The sequence below is a fragment of the Olivibacter sitiensis DSM 17696 genome (genome assembly GCF_000427965.1).
Classification (GTDB): Bacteria; Bacteroidota; Bacteroidia; order Sphingobacteriales; family Sphingobacteriaceae; genus Olivibacter; species Olivibacter sitiensis.
Genome location: NZ_ATZA01000016.1, coordinates 86,410 through 102,532, shown reverse-complemented (window position 1 = coordinate 102,532; position 16,123 = coordinate 86,410). Strand labels below are relative to the sequence as shown.

Here is a 16,123-nt window from a genome sequence, read left to right as displayed (position 1 = left end):
TAGGGTCTGCTCGGCAACTATCTTCTTATACTGTGCCAGCTCCCGTTCCATATCTTTCATCTGTTTGAGCTGTGAGGCATCCATGCCTGAATATTTACTCTTCCATCCGTAAAAGGTGCCTTGGCTGATGCCATGTTCACGGCAGATATCCGTAACCGATGCGCCCGATTCCTGCTGCTTCAAAATCTTGATGATCTGTGATTCACTAAACGTACTTTTTTTCATTGTCCCTAAATTATAAAACTACATTAATATTCGTAGCTGTTTTCGGGGAAGATTACAGATCAGGAAGGGTTTGAAAAAACATTGATTACTCACAATCATCTTGAGCTTCTCAAACGTATAAAAAAGAATCATACAGTCAATTTGGGCAAGCAACACATAAAGCTGTTGCAGTTTATAAGTAACTTTTACAAATCTACACGCTATAGTCGATATAATTTGGAATCAGTTTATGAAAAAAATCAAGATCTACATGGGTTTGTGAATTTTCTTAAAGAAGAATTGAACGTAACAGAGGAACAAGGCATTCAACCTATGGTTGCCAATAGCACGCGCGTTAAAAAATTCATTGGTAAATTAATTGGCGAGATCACGACTGAATTTTACGAAGTGGTGCGTAAGGAAACCGCTAGGCTTGGTCTTTTCACACATGAGGTAACAACGTATTCTAAAGCATATAAAATATTTGTTGCAAAGGAATTTACGTTTGAAAAGGAACGGCACCTACAAAAGGAAATTTTAATTCTATTGCATTCCGGGAAATTAGATGATGGAATGACAAGATTAATTAAATCAATTGAACCACTTCCCCTTGAGAACTATAATAGTACAGAATATATTAGATTTCTAATGGACATTAGGAATAACAACAATATTCTGGATGAAATGGAATCTGTACTGGAAGATAGATCAATGACCAAAGAACGATGTGAACAAATTAGCTTGATAGGTAGGGATGACTTATACTTTCCAGAAGAGGACGAAGATTTTGAAGACCTATAAATGAATAGGGAAATTTCCCCTCGCTCATTTGTGGCTTGCGAAACCCCACCGCTCTTGCCCTGCGCTGTTCTCGCTTTGGCTGTTTACGGAATTGATTTGTCGACCTAATTCTATGAAAAAAAGATTGTTATTATCGGGAGATTTTCGTATCTTTATGATAACAAAGTACATTGACTGATTGGAAAAGGTTCTATCGGGAGAACAAAAAAGCCTACAAAGTAGGTCAGATTAAAGGAGACCTATTCGGTTACCTATCTTGACAGATTACTTGTTAACATTAATATAATCAACACATTAGAGGTGCGGTGGAAAATCCTGCCACCCCGACTTTTTAGGTGTCAAAATACACCAAAAGCCCCTAAAACATGTGTTTTAGGGGCTTTTTTCTTTTTATTTCACCCCAAACTGTTCATATAAAACCAAAGTTCCGGTGTACTATTCGGTGAACGATTCCGATGATGTACATTTGTTCACTGGTATTCAATTAAAGTGTTGGTTTTCAATGTTTTGCGTATTTTATCTTGATGCCTTTTGGCATGCTTTGGTACCGTTCTATTTGCCGTTACGGTGAACTGCTTTTAGATAGTGTACAAATGTATCCACATGTGTCGGGGGAAAACGTATGAGAACTTAGAGTCGGAGGTAGATATGGAAAGCAGGAAGAGCAGTTTTGGGGTCGTTTTTTACATCAGGAAGAGACCCAACGAGCGGGGCGAATGCCCGATATATGCGAGGATAACGGTAGACGGCAAGAGGAGTATGACGATAGTATTAACGTTTGGAATGGTGGAACATTGCCCGAAGGGATTAATTCAGAGGCATTAAAAAGACCACATTGGTCAAATCCACGTAATCCGATTATTGCCGATGTTTGTTTTAAAGGTGGACTGATTGACAGTTGGGGAAGTGGAACAATTCGTATTATTGAAACCTGTAAACAAGCTGAACTACCCGAACCCGAACTTGTTGAACAAGAGGGCGGATTTTCGGTAACCCTATTCCCGCTTTGAGCATTTGGGGCTGACTATATCAGCTTTTGTTCAACCGCTATCTTGACCAATACCGCTGTGTTTTTAGCACCGAGCTTGAGTAGAAGGTTCTTGCGATAACCACGAATGGTTTCGGGGCTTAGAAAAATCTGGTCCGCAATTTCTGTGTTGGTAAAACCTTCCGAAATGAGTCGAAGCAGTTCCCGTTCGCGAGGACTTAACCAGATATTTTTTTCAGATGGGCGCTTCATCAACAGGTCAATCTCGTGGCATAAGAACGTTTCTCCTGCCGCAACGGCTTTTATTCCGGCCAACACCTCTTCGGCCATGGCATTCTTGATCAGGTATCCCGAGGCACCATTGTCCAACATCTGTCGAACGACGGTGTACTCGCTATGGGTAGTTAAGGCCAAAACCTTGATGACAGGAAATTCCTCCTTTATCTCTTTACAGAAATCCAGCCCACTGATATCGGGCAATCCAACGTCCAAGAGCAACACGTCCGGTTTCCAGAAGCCGAGCGACAGCCTGCATTCGGCGGCACTATGTGCCACGCCGACAACGATGGCTATACCCGATTCAGTAATCAGGCTCTCCAGTCCCTCGGTGAGGATTTTGTGGTCGTCTACAATAGCTACCTTAATCATTTTCATCTTTTGCTAATTCCAATTCAACATGAATTTCGGTGCCCTGTTCGGAAGAATAAATATTCACCTCCCCTTGGAAAGCTGCTACACGTTGCCGCACATTTTTTAAGCCCATGCCCTCCGTCACCTCCTCCTGGTTGAAACCTATGCCATCGTCTTGCACCGTGAAAGATATGCGGTCTTCTTCTTGTACCAGCTGCACGTTAATGTGGCTCGCTTGCGCATGCTTGAGTGCATTGCTCGTCAACTCGTGGATGCAACGGTAAATCATGATCTCCAGTTTTTCGGGCAAACGGGTTTCGTTGCCAAAATAATGAAAATTAGCATTGGGAATGGCCGAGCAGAAATCGGACAAGGAAGCCTTTAGCCCATGGCGCAGGAGGGATTCGGGCATCATGTGATGTGCCACGCGGCGGAGTTCCCGTATGGAATCATCGAGCATGCCCAATGCTTTCCGAAAGCGGGAAACATCTACGGCTTCCAATACCGCATCGCCATTTACCTGTGGCAGGTTGAACTTCACCAGCGACAACATACTGCCCAGCCCATCGTGCAGGTCTTTTGCCAGTCGCGTGCGCTCGGCAGCCTCTCCATCCAATGTAGCCTGTACCGCCACCAATTGCTTTTCCTGTTCCATGCGCTGTGCCTCTTTCTCGGCCAGTTTTCGTTTGCTCACGGCCAGGCGGTAGCGTATAAAAGCAAACGCTAATGCAACAAGCAGAATAACAGCAGCTGCAACACCCAACCAGATATACAATTGGCGTTGTTTCTCCAATGCCTGTATTTTGAGTTGTTTCTTCTCGGTCTCATATTTTACCTCCATGCCGGAGAGGGAGTTTTGGTATGTTTCGTTAGCGTAATGATCCAACCTTTCACGGTAATGATCCAGGTACTTTTCGGTAAGCTCTGGATGTCCGAGGTAGGCATTGGCCCGTGCCAGGTTCACATAGGCGTTCATGGTGATGTTATTGTCTGTGGAGTCGGTCTCTAACACCTCTCTTGCCAGCTCAGCCGATTGGGTGTATTGTCCTTGATGGAAGTGTACATTGGAATTGATAATTAAGGCAGATGCGGTTAAATGGGGGAATCCCAGCTCTTTCGCTTGCATCACGGCTTCTCGAGCCATAGGCTCCGCGGCAATATAGTCATCATGATGGTAATAGGCTTTTGCTAAGGTCTGCAAAGCATAGTTTTCCGAATGTTTATTGCCGATTTCTTTGAAAATTTCAAGCGCTTTCCGGGCATAATCTACCGATACCTCTTTGGGCTTTTCCTGATAAAGTGCCATATCGCTTAGGGAAACATAAATGCTGGCAAGACCTTCCCGGTCGTCCGTCTGTATGGCCAATTTCTCGGCCATTTCGAAATATTTGATCGCCGGGGCATAGTTTTTCATCCGCTGATAAACCCCGGCAATATTGGAATATAGTAATGTAAGTTTTTGGATATCGTTATGGTCCTCCAAAATCTTTACAGCGGCAAGATAATTCTCCAGTGTCTTATCGTATTGGCTTTGAACAAGATAGATATTGGCGTAGGTGTTGTATATAGCGGCTTGCAGCCTATATTCCTGCAGTTTTTCTACAATAGGCCAGGCTTGTTCCAGGTAGATCATTGCGGTATCATGTACACCTCCCATGTAATAGGCTACGCCCAGGTTTTTGTAGAAAGTGGCTTCCATTTTTTCGTCCTTGTTTTTTTGGGCTAGTGTCAAGCCTTTTTTACCGAAATCTATGGAACGGGTTATATTACTGTTAGTATAAAACCAAGAGAGATCATCGTATATCTTGATTTTTTCTTCGTAAGTCAACTTCTTTGTTGACAATACTTGCTCCATTGAATCCAAAGATTGTTGTGCCGATACAATTCCCGGTATCCATACCCAAACGAAGCACAGCAAGAGCTGGAAGGTTGATATGTGTTTATTGATCCGTCTTTTCATCGTATAGAAATCAATATACTGGTATAGTTGCCATTTCCTTTAACAAAGTTAACTCATTTATGCCGAATAAAAACCCCTTTTTGGGGGTAAGTAGGGCGTCGTCGCGATATTACCTTTGTCTACCAATTATTACGAAAAGGGAATATTATGGAAATAGAATGGGAAATACCCAAAGGAAAATTTAACCTTATCAATGCATTATATCGAAAATAAAAAATAGTTAACATGAAACAGTACATCAACATTAGCTGGCTGATACTATTGGTATTAGCACTTGGTTCCTGCTCCAAAGACAAGGAAGACTGCGATCCCGATGATGAGGAAAGCCCCTGCTATGCAGGATTGGGGGCGTCGAAAGGCGAGTGCTGGTATAGTCTCGCCATTGATGGCGCAACTACGCTTCCAAATACGTTTGGTCAAGACAAAATGATACTCGTTCTCAGTGCAAATCCTGAAAACGGAGGAGGGTTTGTTTTTGATATCTCACAGGCCAAGGCAAACTCATCCAATAATGCTTTATTTACCCTGGCGGGATATGCACTCCTGAACAGTAAATTGCCCAAAGGCTCTTATCCTGGCGTAGTTTTTCAAACTATGCCCTTTAGCACGCCCGAGTTTACAGCATTTCCTCTTTATACTCATACAGAGGGCGGCTATATGCATCCAGGAGGATACAAATTGCCAAACTTTACGGTTGACGTTCTGGAAAATTCGGCCCAACGACTATGGCTGAAAATGTCGGGAATGGCTTTCGTGGTCGATGTAGATTCTCCAGGGGTGGAACGGACCGCCGAGGTGGAATTAGAAATGAAAATGGGAAGAAAGCATTTCACCGAGATCGTGCAGAACGGCGAATTAGTCGGCGGTGCCACGTGCGATTGTCAGAAATAACAGGTAATAGGCTGCATGGTTAGGGCGGTTCTTTATTCAATCGGCGGATATTGACTGGGGTTCATCAATCGGGTATCTACCGCTTCTTACAAGAAGAGTATCAAATATTTTAAAACAAAAACAAATAAATTCAAAAACGATGAAAAAAATAATCTTTAGCCTCTTGGCAATCTTCATGACTACAGCTGCCAGTGCGCAACCTTTCCAAAAAGGAACAACAGCTGCAAATATTGGTATTGGTTTGGGAACGGCTTTAGGCGGACTTGGGAACGCCCGCCCCGCCATTAGCCTGTCGTTGGATCATGGAGTGTGGGATGCCGGCGGTCCTGGGGTTATCAGCCTCGGGGGGTATGTGGGAAATACCGGCTACAAGTATACTGATTTGGGGTATACGGCCAAATGGAACTACGTGGTGGTGGGGGCACGAGGAGCCTATCACTATAACGGTTTTACTTCGACTCCTAAATTGGATGTCTATGGCGGAGCGATGCTGGCGTACAATATCGTGAAATACAGTGCAGAGGGAAATGGCGCGGATCTATCGGGAAATTACGGCAGTGGGATCGGTCTATCGGGATTTCTGGGTGCCAGGTGGTTTTTGGGAGAAAATCTAGGTGTCTATGCGGAATTGGGATATGGAGTATCCGTATTGGGAGTAGGTATAAGTTTTAAATTCTAAGCTCAAGAAAAATTTCCCGGTATCAATTCGTTTGCACGAGACAGTCTAATGTGTGGCTGTCTCTTTTTTATGAAGTGTCGGTTCAAAATGATGTATCATGAGAGCTGTCATTTCAGCAGGGTTGTTTGCACGCTTCCGAATAGGATTTTAGGTGATTTTGGTTCGGTGGATAGCTATCATGATACGCTTTTGTCGGGAATTTTACTGTAAGAAAACTTTTAGTCAAAAAATGCGTTCTTAGATAAGAAAACTACTTTTGGAGAAGTATTAGTTTAAAACCAATTAACAAATTTTATGAGTTTGCCCTTTAGTTTTTTTACGCTATAAAATAAAACCATTTTTCTTTAGTCAATAATAGGGCTGACATTTTAATTTGCCGATTTAGAATTTTTTGGCTGTTAACTTTGAAAGTATCGTAGACCAAAATGCCTCGTATGAACCGCAACATAGCCAATTAATTAATCTATAATTAAGATTTATGTCACTTGCCAGATGTTTTATATTGTGTTTTATCTTTTTTCCCGTTTCATCGGCAACTCACGCACAAACCGATTCCGGAGATAGCTATACGCTCAAAGGGGATATAAAAGGAATTAGCGATGGGATAATCAAATTGTCCTATTCTGACGTTAAGGGAAATTGGGTTGTTGATTCTGTAAACATAGAAAATGGCCATTTTCAGATCAATGGCAAAATAAGCGAGCCTACATTCGCTAGGTTGCAATTGCAAAACGAATCCGATACGCTTGATGAGCTAAATCAGATATTCCTCTTTTTGGAGATTGGAGACATGATGGTTCATTTGGTACACAACAATTTTAAAGACGCAATTGTAAAAGGATCTCGCTCTCATAGTTTATTGTCCGAACATGAAGGTTCGAAAGAGGATCTCGCTTATTCCATTGACTCTTTGAAATCAAAGCTGTCGGCAGTGCGGGATTCGTCATTTATTGGAAGTGAGACGGAGCGAAAGAGGATCGTAGACGATCTGATTAAACAAATTTCAGGATTAATTGACCTTATTCAAGCAATAGATTTGCAGTTTGTAAAGCATAACAAAGATGAGGTAGTAAGTGCTTTTTTGCTATGGTTTCACGTAGATAAAATGGATATTGATACCGTTGAGTACTATTATAACTATCTTGATCCTTTAATTCAAAACACCCATTACGGGAAAGAAGTATCGAAAAAAATGTTTGAAGCAAAGAACATTGCGGTACTTAACGTTGGGGATATTGCGCCGAACTTTCTCCTGACAGATTCAAATGGTATTTCTTTTTCACTAGACTCCTTATGGAAGGACAGCTTTGTGATACTGGATCTCTGGGCGACATGGTGCATACCATGTATGGAAATGGCACCCTTGCTTCAGGAAATAAGTGAACAATATGCTAACGATGAACTACGGGTTGTTGGAGTTTCTTTTGATTTTAACGAACAGAAATGGAAAAGTGAAATTTCCAAAAACGGGAATGGTAAATGGAAACATGCTTTATTGGGAGTGACCTCTGACGAATCTAAGGATTTCATAGGACTGTTTAATATTGCGAGTATTCCAGCTTACATATTGATAAAAAAAGGCGGAATCGTTCTAGGAAAATACGAGATGCTGGACAGAGAAGCTGATTCTGGACTATTTGTAGACCTTGAAAAATATCTTCGGGAAAATTAATATCCTATCCCGTACTCAGGTACTCTTTTATTCTCCCTATTGGAGCATAATGCCAATTTTTTTAGAGGATCATTTCATGAGAGGTTCCATCACTGTCCATACGTTTTCGGCAACGATTTTCTGCCCTTCTTCCGTGGGATGTATGCCATCTCCCTGATTCAGTTTCTCTATGCCTGCTACCTGATCCAATAGGAAAGGAACCAAGGTCATCTTATATTCCTTTGCCAGTTTGGGATATATCCCTTTGAATTCATCAAAATAAGTTTGTCCCATGCTGGGCGGGACCATCATGCCCGCCAAAACCAGTTCGCAATCCGGATATGCCTTGCGGACTTTTTCTACTATCTTGGCAAGATTCTCGTAGGTAGATTCAGTTGATATTCCCCTAAGGCCATCGTTGGCACCTAGTTCCAGTACAAAGATATCAACGGGTTGTTTCAATAGCCAATCGATGCGCTCATTTCCTCCTGCGCTAGTCTCTCCACTCAAACCGGCGTTGATGCACTGGTAAGGTAATCCCAAGGAGTCAATCTTCACCTGAATAAGCGCAGGAAATGCCAGCTGTTGGTCATCCAAGCCATAGCCGGCTGTCAAACTATTGCCAAAAAACAGAATGTTCCGCTTTGGCTCCGTATTTTCTGCCACATTTTCCTTATCCTTGTTATCTTGTGTGCTTGTATTTCCTTTGTCATTGTTATTGCAAGATAGCAACATACAGGTAACAATCAGGTAGGCGCAACGTCTAATAAATATCATGGGACTAAATTAAGCATTATCCCAATTACATCAATCATTTATGGCAGCAAGTATTCTTCAGCTACAGCAGGTTTCCAAGAACTATACCCTTAGGGGGGTTACTATTCCAGTATTAAGAGATATCAGTTTTGAGATAGAGACGGGGGCTACCGCAGCCATTGTAGGCCCTTCCGGGAGCGGCAAAACAACCTTGCTGGGGCTTTGTGCCGGGCTCGATCAGTGTAGTGATGGAACAGTATTGCTCAATGAAATAGCGCTTAACGGGCTTAGCGAAGATGAGTTGGCCCAGGTGCGCAATGCCCATGTGGGTTTTATCTTTCAAAACTTCCAGCTTTTGCCCACCCTTACGGCCCTGGAGAATGTGATGGTGCCCATGGAGCTTCATGGCGTCAGGGATGCGTCCGGTATGGCTATTGAATTATTGGAAAAGGTGGGTTTAGCCAGCAGAGCTGCGCATTATCCGTCGCAGCTTTCCGGTGGTGAACAACAGCGGGTCTCCCTGGCCAGGGCATTTGCAAACAAGCCCAAGATCCTCTTTGCCGATGAGCCGACGGGCAATCTCGATGCAGAAACCGGCCAGTTGGTGGAAGAACTGCTTTTTCAGCTCAACCGGGAGGCGGGTACGACATTGGTACTGGTGACGCACGATCTGGATCTAGCGGCAAAGACGCAGCGCATCATACATATAAAGGGAGGGAGGATACATTGAACTGGCGATGGATTTTCCGAATGGCATGGCGCGACAGCAGAAAAAGCCGATCGAGGTTGTTTCTCTTCATAGCGTCCATTGTATTGGGTATTGCGTCATTGGTAGCCATGTATTCCTTCAATGCCAATCTGAAGCGCGATATCGACGATCAGGCAGCTGGCCTTATTGGGGCCGATCTGGAACTGGAAAGCAGGCGCAAGCCCAGCGAGGCTGCGCTGGCATTTGTCGATTCTCTCATTGGTCTGAGTGAAGATCATGCCCGTGAAGAACGTTTTGTATCCATGGCACGTTTTCCCAAGGCCAATGGATCGCGTCTGGTCCAGGTGCGTGCTTTGTCTGGCGCTTTTCCTTTCTATGGCACTTTGGAGACAGTACCGGTGGAAGGGGCCCTGCACTTTGGACAGGAGCAATCGGTACTGGTAGACAAAACCTTGATGCTGCAGTTTGGTGCCGAGGTGCAAGATACCCTCCAATTGGGCGTGAGCGATTTCAGTATCAGTGGTAGCTTGATCAATTCACCTGGACAGACAGCCTTTTCGGGCGCCATGGCGCCAACGGTATATGTTCCGCTTCGCTATTTGGAAGGCACTGGCTTGCAACAAGTAGGCAGCCGCATAGAATACCGTTACTATTTTAAGTTTCCGCAAGGTTTCCGAGTGGACGACTTGGTAAAGCAGCTGGACGATCGATTGGAGGAACTGCAATTGCAAAGCGCTACCATAGCCTCTACCAAGGAAAGTGCCGGACGTTCTTTTTCGGATGTAGCAGATTTCATGGGCTTGGTGGGGTTTATAGCTCTGCTCTTGGGCTGTATAGGTGTGTCCAGTGCCGTACATATCTATGTACGTGAAAAATTGGTTACGGTAGCCATATTGCGTTGCCTCGGCACGAGCGCTAGGCAGGCTTTCTTCATTTTTTTGGTTCAGATAGCAGGGATTGGATTGGCGGGGGGCATATTGGGGGCCTTGCTGGGTACTATGATCCAATACTTCCTGCCTTTGGTGATGCAGGATTTCCTTCCTGTTGCTTTGAGCAGCCAAGTCTCCTGGCCGGCCATCGTACAAGGTGTGGGATTGGGCATGGTAATTTCTATCCTCTTTGCCTTGGTACCCTTGGTGGCAGTACGCCATATTTCGCCCCTGAATACCTTGCGCGTGAATGAGGAGACCGCCCCGTCATGGAAGGATCCCCTAAGGTGGTGGATCTATTCATTGATTGTCGTATTTGTGGTGGTCTTTGCCAGATGGCAGTTGCGCGACTGGATGCAGACCTTCTTTTTCATGCTAGGCATAGCTTTCACTTTTGCCCTGCTGTATGGTGTGGCAAAGGGATTTGTCTATCTCATAAGGCGCCATTTTCCAAGCAAGTGGCCCTACCTTTGGCGTCAGGGGTTGGCCAACTTATATAGGCCACATAACCAAACCTTGGTGTTGCTAGTTTCTATTGGTCTAGGTACGGCGTTTATTGCCACCTTGTTTTTTGTGCAGGATATGCTCTTGGAGCGGGTGAGCATGGCCTCTTCTAACAATCAGGCCAATATGGTGCTTTTTGATATACAAACCGGACAAAAGGATTCGGTAAAGCACTTGACCCTGGATGCCGGTTTGCCCGTGATGCAGGAAGTGCCCATTGTGACCATGCAGATAGCGGCCATAAACGGGCATACGATGGCCGATATACGGTCAGACAGCACAAGCGAGCTGTCGCAACGCGCTTTTCGTGGAGAGATTAGAGCTACCTATCGCGACTCCTTGTTTGAATCCGAGAAAATTACGGATGGCAAATGGATAGGAGAGGTCATGCAAGGCGATACGGGACAGGTGTCATTGGAAAAGCGCTATGCCGAACGTATCGGTGTACAGGTAGGAGACAGGTTATTGCTGAACGTGCAAGGGGTGACGGTGCCCGCGATAGTGAGCAGTTTTAGGGAAGTGGATTGGAACCGCTTTCAGACCAATTTCAGATTGGTCTTTGCCAAAGGGACGATAGACCAAGCGCCCCAGTTCCATGTACTGATGACCCGGATTAATAGCGAAAGCGAGTCGGCCGCTTTCCAACAGCTGATCGTAAGCCGCTTTCCCAATATATCGGTGCTCGATCTCAATATGATCTTGGAGGTGCTGGACAGTCTATTGGAGAAAATTGGCTTTGTCATCCAGTTTATCGGCGGTTTCAGCATATTGACGGGACTGGTTGTGTTGATCGCTTCGGTCATGATCAGCAAATACCAGCGTATTAGGGAAAATGTGCTGTTGCGCACTTTGGGCGCCAGCCGTAGGCAGATTTTGGTAATCACCCTATGCGAATACCTCTTTTTGGGCGTGCTGGCTTCCTTTACGGGTATAATGTTGGCCGTGCTGGGAAGCAGTCTATTGGCCGTTTTTGTTTTCGAAACTTCTTTTATCCCTCCTATGGGAGGCGTATTGCTGTTGGTGCTCTCCGTTTCTGCTCTGACCGTTTTCATCGGGGTGATCAATAGCTTATCTATTTTAAGGCAGTCGCCATTGGAGGTACTTCGCAAGGAGTAATAGGCCAGTGGGAAATTACACTTTTGCCGATAGGCTTATTGGAGGCTTTTAATTATCTAGCAAAGCTCTAAGCTTTTTTGGATCTTGTCGATTGTCCCAAAAAGCCATGATAATGATTTGATTGTCTACATGTCTGTAAAAGAGACCGAAGTGACCCATAGTCGTCATTCGGGTGTTTGGAAAATCAGTGGGTATACAGGCTTCGGGGTGATTAACGATTAAGTTTATGCGTGACTTTATTTGTTTTAAGAGTTTCTTAGCGTATTCTGGAGATCCATTTCGTTCAGTCCAATATCGAAAGACAGCCCTTCGTTGCTTTATCGCCGTTTGGGTCCATACTACAGTTGGTCTAGCCATTTCAAATCTTCTTCATCCAATTTTTCTTGGGAAAAAAGGAGTCCGTGCTTGATGTCTTGTTCGCTCATCATCAGCATTTCTGTTTGGGCTTCTGTAGGTGAATAAGTGTCTTTGGTTACTCCGCTTTTATCGATAAGATTGTTTAATGCCTCTAAATAACCTTCGTTATTGATAGCCATCAATTTATCGATTAAGGTACTTCTAAGATGATTTACCGAATTGGCCATGATAACAAACCTTTGTGTCGTACAAATATAACAACGGAAATCCATAATAACAATTCATATCCATATCATTGAGTTATAGTACCCTAAATTCTTGTTTCTTTCCGGCAGCTCTTTGTAAAATGATACAGAGCAAACAATAGTGCACGCACAAAAGCATAAATTACCTGTTGTTATTTCACAGTGTTTAAGTTTTTCATATGAAAGCGGCAGTATTGGAAGGAATAGGAACCTCCCCGAAATTTAGGATCAAAGAATTACCAAGCCCAGTTATTAAGGCGGGTCAGCTATTGGTGAGAAATTTCGCTTCTTCGGTCAATCCGGTCGATGCCATCATGCGGATGGGGAAATCTTTGCTCAACCTAATGGGAACGAGCAATCAAATTATTGGAAACGACTTTTGCGGTCGGGTTCTTGCCTCTAAGAGTCGTTTGTTCAAGGAAGGGGACGAGGTTTTTGGGATGACGCCCGTGCTGCACGGAGGAACGTTTGCCGAGGAAATAGTGGTTGACGAATCATGGGCCGTTTTGAAGCCGGCCAATTTAAGCTATTTGCAGGCAGGCATCATTCCTCTTGTAGGCCTTACGGCTTATCAATCCCTATTCAGTATAGGCCATATACGTAGGGAAGATACCGTATTGATTACCGGGTGTACCGGAGGTGTTGGGGCTTCTGCCGTACAATTGGCAAAGGGATTAGAGGCGCATGTCAGCGGTGTGTGCAGGGAAGGCCACCGCGATCAGGCCAAAGAATTAGGCTGCGATGTGGTGATCGATTACGAAAGGCAGCGCATACCCAGCGAAGCCAAATATGACCTGATTTTTGATGCCGCAGGAAAATATACCTATAGCGATATGAAAGAGCATCTCCATGAGCACGCTCGCTTCATTACCACGCGAGGAGCTACACAGCATATCAAGGGTATGGTAACTACAGCAATGGACATGCTTTGTGAAAGCAAGATGAAAATGGTAAACGTAAAACCTCGTTCGGCCGATTTGTTGTATCTGAAACAACAAGCGGAAGGACATCTGCTACTGTTGCCACTAGCGGCCACCTTCCCTTTGGAAGAGCTGGAGCAGGCACATCAACTATTGGCCCATGGAGGCATTGTAGGAAAGATAGGGATTACCATCAGTTAGTACTTAGACATTAGATATATAATCCAAGCTAAAAGGTTAAAGCAGAAAGACGAAAGCTTTGCGTAAGTTGTCAGCAGCTTTAATCTCTGGTCTCTTTGCTTTTAGCAATCATTATTCATCGCGTAGCGAATCAACGGGATTGGCCAAAGCGGCCTTAATGGTTTGTGTGGCCACCGTAATAAGGGCTACCAAAATTGCCGCTAATCCTGCCAAGGCAAATATCCACCATTGTATATCAATGCGGTAGGCAAAACTGTTCAGCCAATTTTCTAGCGCATACAAAGCCAATAGCGTGGCAATGATGATGGCTAGCAGTATTAATTTGATGAAATTCTTTGATAATAGGTAGACGATGCTGATTACTCTGGCTCCAAGCACCTTCCTGATGCCTATCTCCTTGAATTTTTGCTCCGTAACAAAGGCCGATAGACCATATAAGCCCAAGCAGGATATGCCTATGGCAAGTATGGCAAACAAATTGAACAGATTTGCCAGCCTTTGCTCGCCATCGTATAAGTTGTTTAAATCCTGATCAACAAAACCATAAGTAAACGGAAAGTCCGGATTGAGCTTCGCATTGATTTCTTCCAGCGCCTTGATGGTCGCTTCAGTGGCTTTTGGCTGGGTGCGTACCACTGCTATACCTCCCCAATTGTTCAATTGCAGGACAATGGGCTCTATGGATTGGGTAGCCGGTTTGAAATTGAAATCTTTTACCACGCCCACAATCATCCCTCGTTTTCCCCACAGGCTAAAGGGTTTGCCTATGGCCTCTTCGGGATTTAGGTCCATGATGCCTGACAGTTTTTCGTTTATGATATAATTACTTGAATCGCCCTTGAAATCAGTAGAGAAAGCACGTCCAGCAGCCAGCTCGGTCTGAAACACCTCAAAAAAGCTTTCGCTTACATCCATAACTGGTATGACGATTTGCGAATTGGGATCTTTGCCTTCCCAGTCGTGATCAATGGTGCCACTTTTCAGGTTGCTAGGTATCGCATCAATTACCGTAAACCGTGTGGTTAATGGGTTTTCTTTCAGTGCATTTTTGTAGGCTTCTTGTTTGCCCCATATCTCCCCACTCATGGGGACGTACATCAGGTTTGATTTTTCATATCCTATATTTCGATCTTTCATGTAGTGCAACTGACGGTATACGACCATCGTGCCGACCAAAAGTACTATGGAGACAACGAATTGCGTAATGACCAAGGTATTGCGGAAGATACGCCCTCCACTTCCTTTGATGGATAGTGTCCCTTTAAGTACTGCAATTGGTCGAAATCCGGACAAGAACAAGGCGGGGTAGCTACCGGCCACGATCCCTGTCAATAAGGCAATGCCCAAGAGCGAAAGTAAGGTCTTGCCATCAAAAAGTGTAATAGCTAATTCTTTTCCAGCCAGGTAGTTGAAGGTGGGAAGCGCGAGCCAAACCATGCCTATGGCTAGGAGAAGCGAAATGAGAGAAATGAATATAGATTCACCCAGAAACTGTCCGACAAGCTGGCTGCGGGCAGCACCTACCACTTTGCGCATACCCACTTCCTTGGCCCTGCGACTGGAGCGTGCCGTGGCCAGGTTCATGAAATTGATGCAGGCTACTAGTAGGATAAAAATGGCCACTATAAACAAGATGTTGACGTATTGGATGTTTCCATGTCCCGAAAGATCCACCTGCAAATTGGAATGTAGGTGTATGTCCCTTAACGGTTGGGCTGTGAAAGCAGATTTGAGCACGGATTCATCCTGATGAATCTTGTAGATGTCATTCATCTGTTTTTCCAATGCCAGAAGATTTACTGTTGTCGGCTCGAATGTTTTTTCCAATTGGATATAGGCATAGTAGATAAAGTTTCCCCATTCATCACTGGGATAGGTCCAATCATTTTTATCAAGGGACGACAAAGGCATGAGGTAGTCAAATTGCAGGTGCGAATTGGCTGGAATATCGCCCAGTACTCCAGTAACTGTCTTGGATTGGTTGTTTTCCCTTCGTAGCGTCTTGCCGATGGGGTTGGTATCGCCAAAGTATTTTATTGCCATGCGTTCGGTAATCAGGATGGCATCGGGACTTTTCAAGGCAGTAGCGGCATCTCCTGCCAATAGGGGGAATGAAAAAACATCCAAAAACGTGGAATCGGTATAAAAGCCTCCCTTTTCTTCAAAGCGCTTATCATCGTACCAGAAAACACTGGTCATTGGATGCGTCAGTCTCACTATGTTTTTGATGGCAGGTATCTTTGCTTTCAGCTCTACCGACATAGGCGGAGGATTTACGGCAGCATGAAATTCATCGCCAAACTCAACGGTAATTCGGTATATCTCGTGGGCATTCGCGTGAAAACGATCGTAGCTTTTTTCGTTTTGCACCCACAGCAGGATCAGGATGCTGGATGCCATGCCAACAGACAGTCCAGCGATATTCAACAAGGAAAACGACTTGTGCCGAATGAGGTTTCTAAATGCAATTTTGATGTAGTTTTTTAGCATAGTTATCAGATATCAGCAGTCAGCTTTCGGATGACTGCATAGTTAATCTATTTTTTCGGTTATCGGCAGTCAGAAAGTAAGCCCCTGGCCGA

Annotated in this window: 16 protein-coding genes; 9 read left to right on the top strand and 7 right to left on the bottom strand. The window is 44.4% G+C overall.

Annotation, left to right across the window (positions count from 1 at the left end):
* Nucleotides 1-225, bottom strand: a 225-nt coding sequence (tnpA, locus tag A37S_RS0110565) for an IS66 family insertion sequence element accessory protein TnpA (RefSeq protein ID WP_028296954.1), incomplete at its 3' end; no start/stop codon positions are given.
* 216 nt (nucleotides 226-441) lie between these two features.
* Between tnpA and A37S_RS0110560 the strand changes: the two genes are divergently transcribed.
* The 3 genes from A37S_RS0110560 to A37S_RS0110550 all read left to right on the top strand — a co-directional run bounded on the left by A37S_RS0110560 (nucleotide 442) and on the right by A37S_RS0110550 (nucleotide 2,015).
* Nucleotides 442-1,005, top strand: a complete 564-nt coding sequence (locus A37S_RS0110560; protein ID WP_157278562.1) for a hypothetical protein — start codon at nucleotides 442-444, stop codon at nucleotides 1,003-1,005.
* Nucleotides 1,006-1,608: 603 nt separating this feature from the next.
* On the top strand, nucleotides 1,609-1,830 hold the full coding sequence (locus A37S_RS28300; RefSeq protein WP_425414407.1) for an Arm DNA-binding domain-containing protein: 222 nt from the start codon (nucleotides 1,609-1,611) through the stop codon (nucleotides 1,828-1,830).
* Nucleotides 1,731-2,015: an ATP-binding protein gene (locus A37S_RS0110550; RefSeq protein ID WP_425414406.1), complete on the top strand. Its 285-nt coding sequence runs from the start codon at nucleotides 1,731-1,733 to the stop codon at nucleotides 2,013-2,015. The genes A37S_RS28300 and A37S_RS0110550 overlap by 100 nt, the downstream gene beginning before the upstream one ends.
* A 14-nt stretch (nucleotides 2,016-2,029) precedes the next feature.
* Here A37S_RS0110550 and A37S_RS0110545 read toward each other — a convergent pair whose 3' ends face one another.
* Nucleotides 2,030-2,647: a response regulator gene (locus A37S_RS0110545; protein WP_028296951.1), complete on the bottom strand. Its 618-nt coding sequence runs from the start codon at nucleotides 2,645-2,647 to the stop codon at nucleotides 2,030-2,032.
* The gene (locus tag A37S_RS0110540; protein WP_028296950.1) at nucleotides 2,634-4,583 is read right to left on the bottom strand and encodes a tetratricopeptide repeat-containing sensor histidine kinase; all 1,950 of its coding nucleotides are present in this window, start codon (nucleotides 4,581-4,583) and stop codon (nucleotides 2,634-2,636) included. The genes A37S_RS0110545 and A37S_RS0110540 overlap by 14 nt, the downstream gene beginning before the upstream one ends.
* Nucleotides 4,584-4,808: 225 nt before the next feature.
* On the opposite strand from A37S_RS0110540, the gene A37S_RS0110535 reads away from it, so the two are divergent.
* The 3 genes from A37S_RS0110535 to A37S_RS0110525 all read left to right on the top strand — a co-directional run bounded on the left by A37S_RS0110535 (nucleotide 4,809) and on the right by A37S_RS0110525 (nucleotide 7,825).
* Nucleotides 4,809-5,474: a hypothetical protein gene (locus A37S_RS0110535; protein WP_028296949.1), complete on the top strand. Its 666-nt coding sequence runs from the start codon at nucleotides 4,809-4,811 to the stop codon at nucleotides 5,472-5,474.
* Between the two features lie 139 nt (nucleotides 5,475-5,613).
* On the top strand, nucleotides 5,614-6,153 hold the full coding sequence (locus tag A37S_RS0110530) for a hypothetical protein (RefSeq protein ID WP_028296948.1): 540 nt from the start codon (nucleotides 5,614-5,616) through the stop codon (nucleotides 6,151-6,153).
* A 478-nt stretch (nucleotides 6,154-6,631) separates the two neighbouring features.
* Nucleotides 6,632-7,825 (top strand): TlpA disulfide reductase family protein, encoded by a 1,194-nt coding sequence (locus tag A37S_RS0110525; protein ID WP_028296947.1) that lies wholly within the window; start codon nucleotides 6,632-6,634, stop codon nucleotides 7,823-7,825.
* Nucleotides 7,826-7,894: 69 nt separating this feature from the next.
* On the opposite strand, the gene A37S_RS0110520 is transcribed toward A37S_RS0110525, so the two are convergent.
* Nucleotides 7,895-8,581 (bottom strand): arylesterase, encoded by a 687-nt coding sequence (locus A37S_RS0110520; RefSeq protein WP_028296946.1) that lies wholly within the window; start codon nucleotides 8,579-8,581, stop codon nucleotides 7,895-7,897.
* Between the two features lie 40 nt (nucleotides 8,582-8,621).
* Between A37S_RS0110520 and A37S_RS0110515 the strand changes: the two genes are divergently transcribed.
* Nucleotides 8,622-9,290, top strand: a complete 669-nt coding sequence (locus tag A37S_RS0110515) for an ABC transporter ATP-binding protein (protein WP_028296945.1) — start codon at nucleotides 8,622-8,624, stop codon at nucleotides 9,288-9,290.
* Nucleotides 9,287-11,818: an ABC transporter permease gene (locus A37S_RS0110510; protein ID WP_028296944.1), complete on the top strand. Its 2,532-nt coding sequence runs from the start codon at nucleotides 9,287-9,289 to the stop codon at nucleotides 11,816-11,818. The genes A37S_RS0110515 and A37S_RS0110510 overlap by 4 nt, the downstream gene beginning before the upstream one ends.
* Nucleotides 11,819-11,866: 48 nt before the next feature.
* Here A37S_RS0110510 and A37S_RS28295 read toward each other — a convergent pair whose 3' ends face one another.
* Complete coding sequence (locus A37S_RS28295) at nucleotides 11,867-12,175, bottom strand: type II toxin-antitoxin system RelE/ParE family toxin (protein WP_028296943.1); 309 nt, start codon at nucleotides 12,173-12,175, stop codon at nucleotides 11,867-11,869.
* Complete coding sequence (locus A37S_RS0110500; RefSeq protein ID WP_211229764.1) at nucleotides 12,157-12,354, bottom strand: hypothetical protein; 198 nt, start codon at nucleotides 12,352-12,354, stop codon at nucleotides 12,157-12,159. The genes A37S_RS28295 and A37S_RS0110500 overlap by 19 nt, the downstream gene beginning before the upstream one ends.
* 245 nt (nucleotides 12,355-12,599) lie before the next feature.
* Between A37S_RS0110500 and A37S_RS24370 the strand changes: the two genes are divergently transcribed.
* Nucleotides 12,600-13,541 carry an NAD(P)-dependent alcohol dehydrogenase gene (locus tag A37S_RS24370; RefSeq protein ID WP_051293006.1) on the top strand — a complete coding sequence of 314 codons (942 nt, stop codon included), beginning with the start codon at nucleotides 12,600-12,602 and terminating at the stop codon, nucleotides 13,539-13,541.
* 111 nt (nucleotides 13,542-13,652) lie between these two features.
* On the opposite strand, the gene A37S_RS0110490 is transcribed toward A37S_RS24370, so the two are convergent.
* Complete coding sequence (locus tag A37S_RS0110490) at nucleotides 13,653-16,031, bottom strand: ABC transporter permease (protein ID WP_028296941.1); 2,379 nt, start codon at nucleotides 16,029-16,031, stop codon at nucleotides 13,653-13,655.
* Nucleotides 16,032-16,123: the final 92 nt, after the last annotated feature.

What these genes read in the sequence shown, in the direction of transcription:
- A37S_RS28300 (WP_425414407.1), top strand. Translation starts at nt 1,609, where the DNA reads ATGTGTCGGGGGAAAACGTATGAGAACTTAGAGTCGGAGGTAGATATG.
- A37S_RS0110545 (WP_028296951.1), bottom strand. Translation starts at nt 2,647, where the DNA reads ATGAAAATGATTAAGGTAGCTATTGTAGACGACCACAAAATCCTCACC.
- A37S_RS0110540 (WP_028296950.1), bottom strand. Translation starts at nt 4,583, where the DNA reads ATGAAAAGACGGATCAATAAACACATATCAACCTTCCAGCTCTTGCTG.
- A37S_RS0110535 (WP_028296949.1), top strand. Translation starts at nt 4,809, where the DNA reads ATGAAACAGTACATCAACATTAGCTGGCTGATACTATTGGTATTAGCA.
- A37S_RS0110530 (WP_028296948.1), top strand. Translation starts at nt 5,614, where the DNA reads ATGAAAAAAATAATCTTTAGCCTCTTGGCAATCTTCATGACTACAGCT.
- A37S_RS0110525 (WP_028296947.1), top strand. Translation starts at nt 6,632, where the DNA reads ATGTCACTTGCCAGATGTTTTATATTGTGTTTTATCTTTTTTCCCGTT.
- A37S_RS0110520 (WP_028296946.1), bottom strand. Translation starts at nt 8,581, where the DNA reads ATGATATTTATTAGACGTTGCGCCTACCTGATTGTTACCTGTATGTTG.
- A37S_RS0110515 (WP_028296945.1), top strand. Translation starts at nt 8,622, where the DNA reads ATGGCAGCAAGTATTCTTCAGCTACAGCAGGTTTCCAAGAACTATACC.
- A37S_RS28295 (WP_028296943.1), bottom strand. Translation starts at nt 12,175, where the DNA reads ATGGCTAGACCAACTGTAGTATGGACCCAAACGGCGATAAAGCAACGA.
- A37S_RS0110500 (WP_211229764.1), bottom strand. Translation starts at nt 12,354, where the DNA reads ATGGCTATCAATAACGAAGGTTATTTAGAGGCATTAAACAATCTTATC.
- A37S_RS24370 (WP_051293006.1), top strand. Translation starts at nt 12,600, where the DNA reads ATGAAAGCGGCAGTATTGGAAGGAATAGGAACCTCCCCGAAATTTAGG.
- A37S_RS0110490 (WP_028296941.1), bottom strand. Translation starts at nt 16,031, where the DNA reads ATGCTAAAAAACTACATCAAAATTGCATTTAGAAACCTCATTCGGCAC.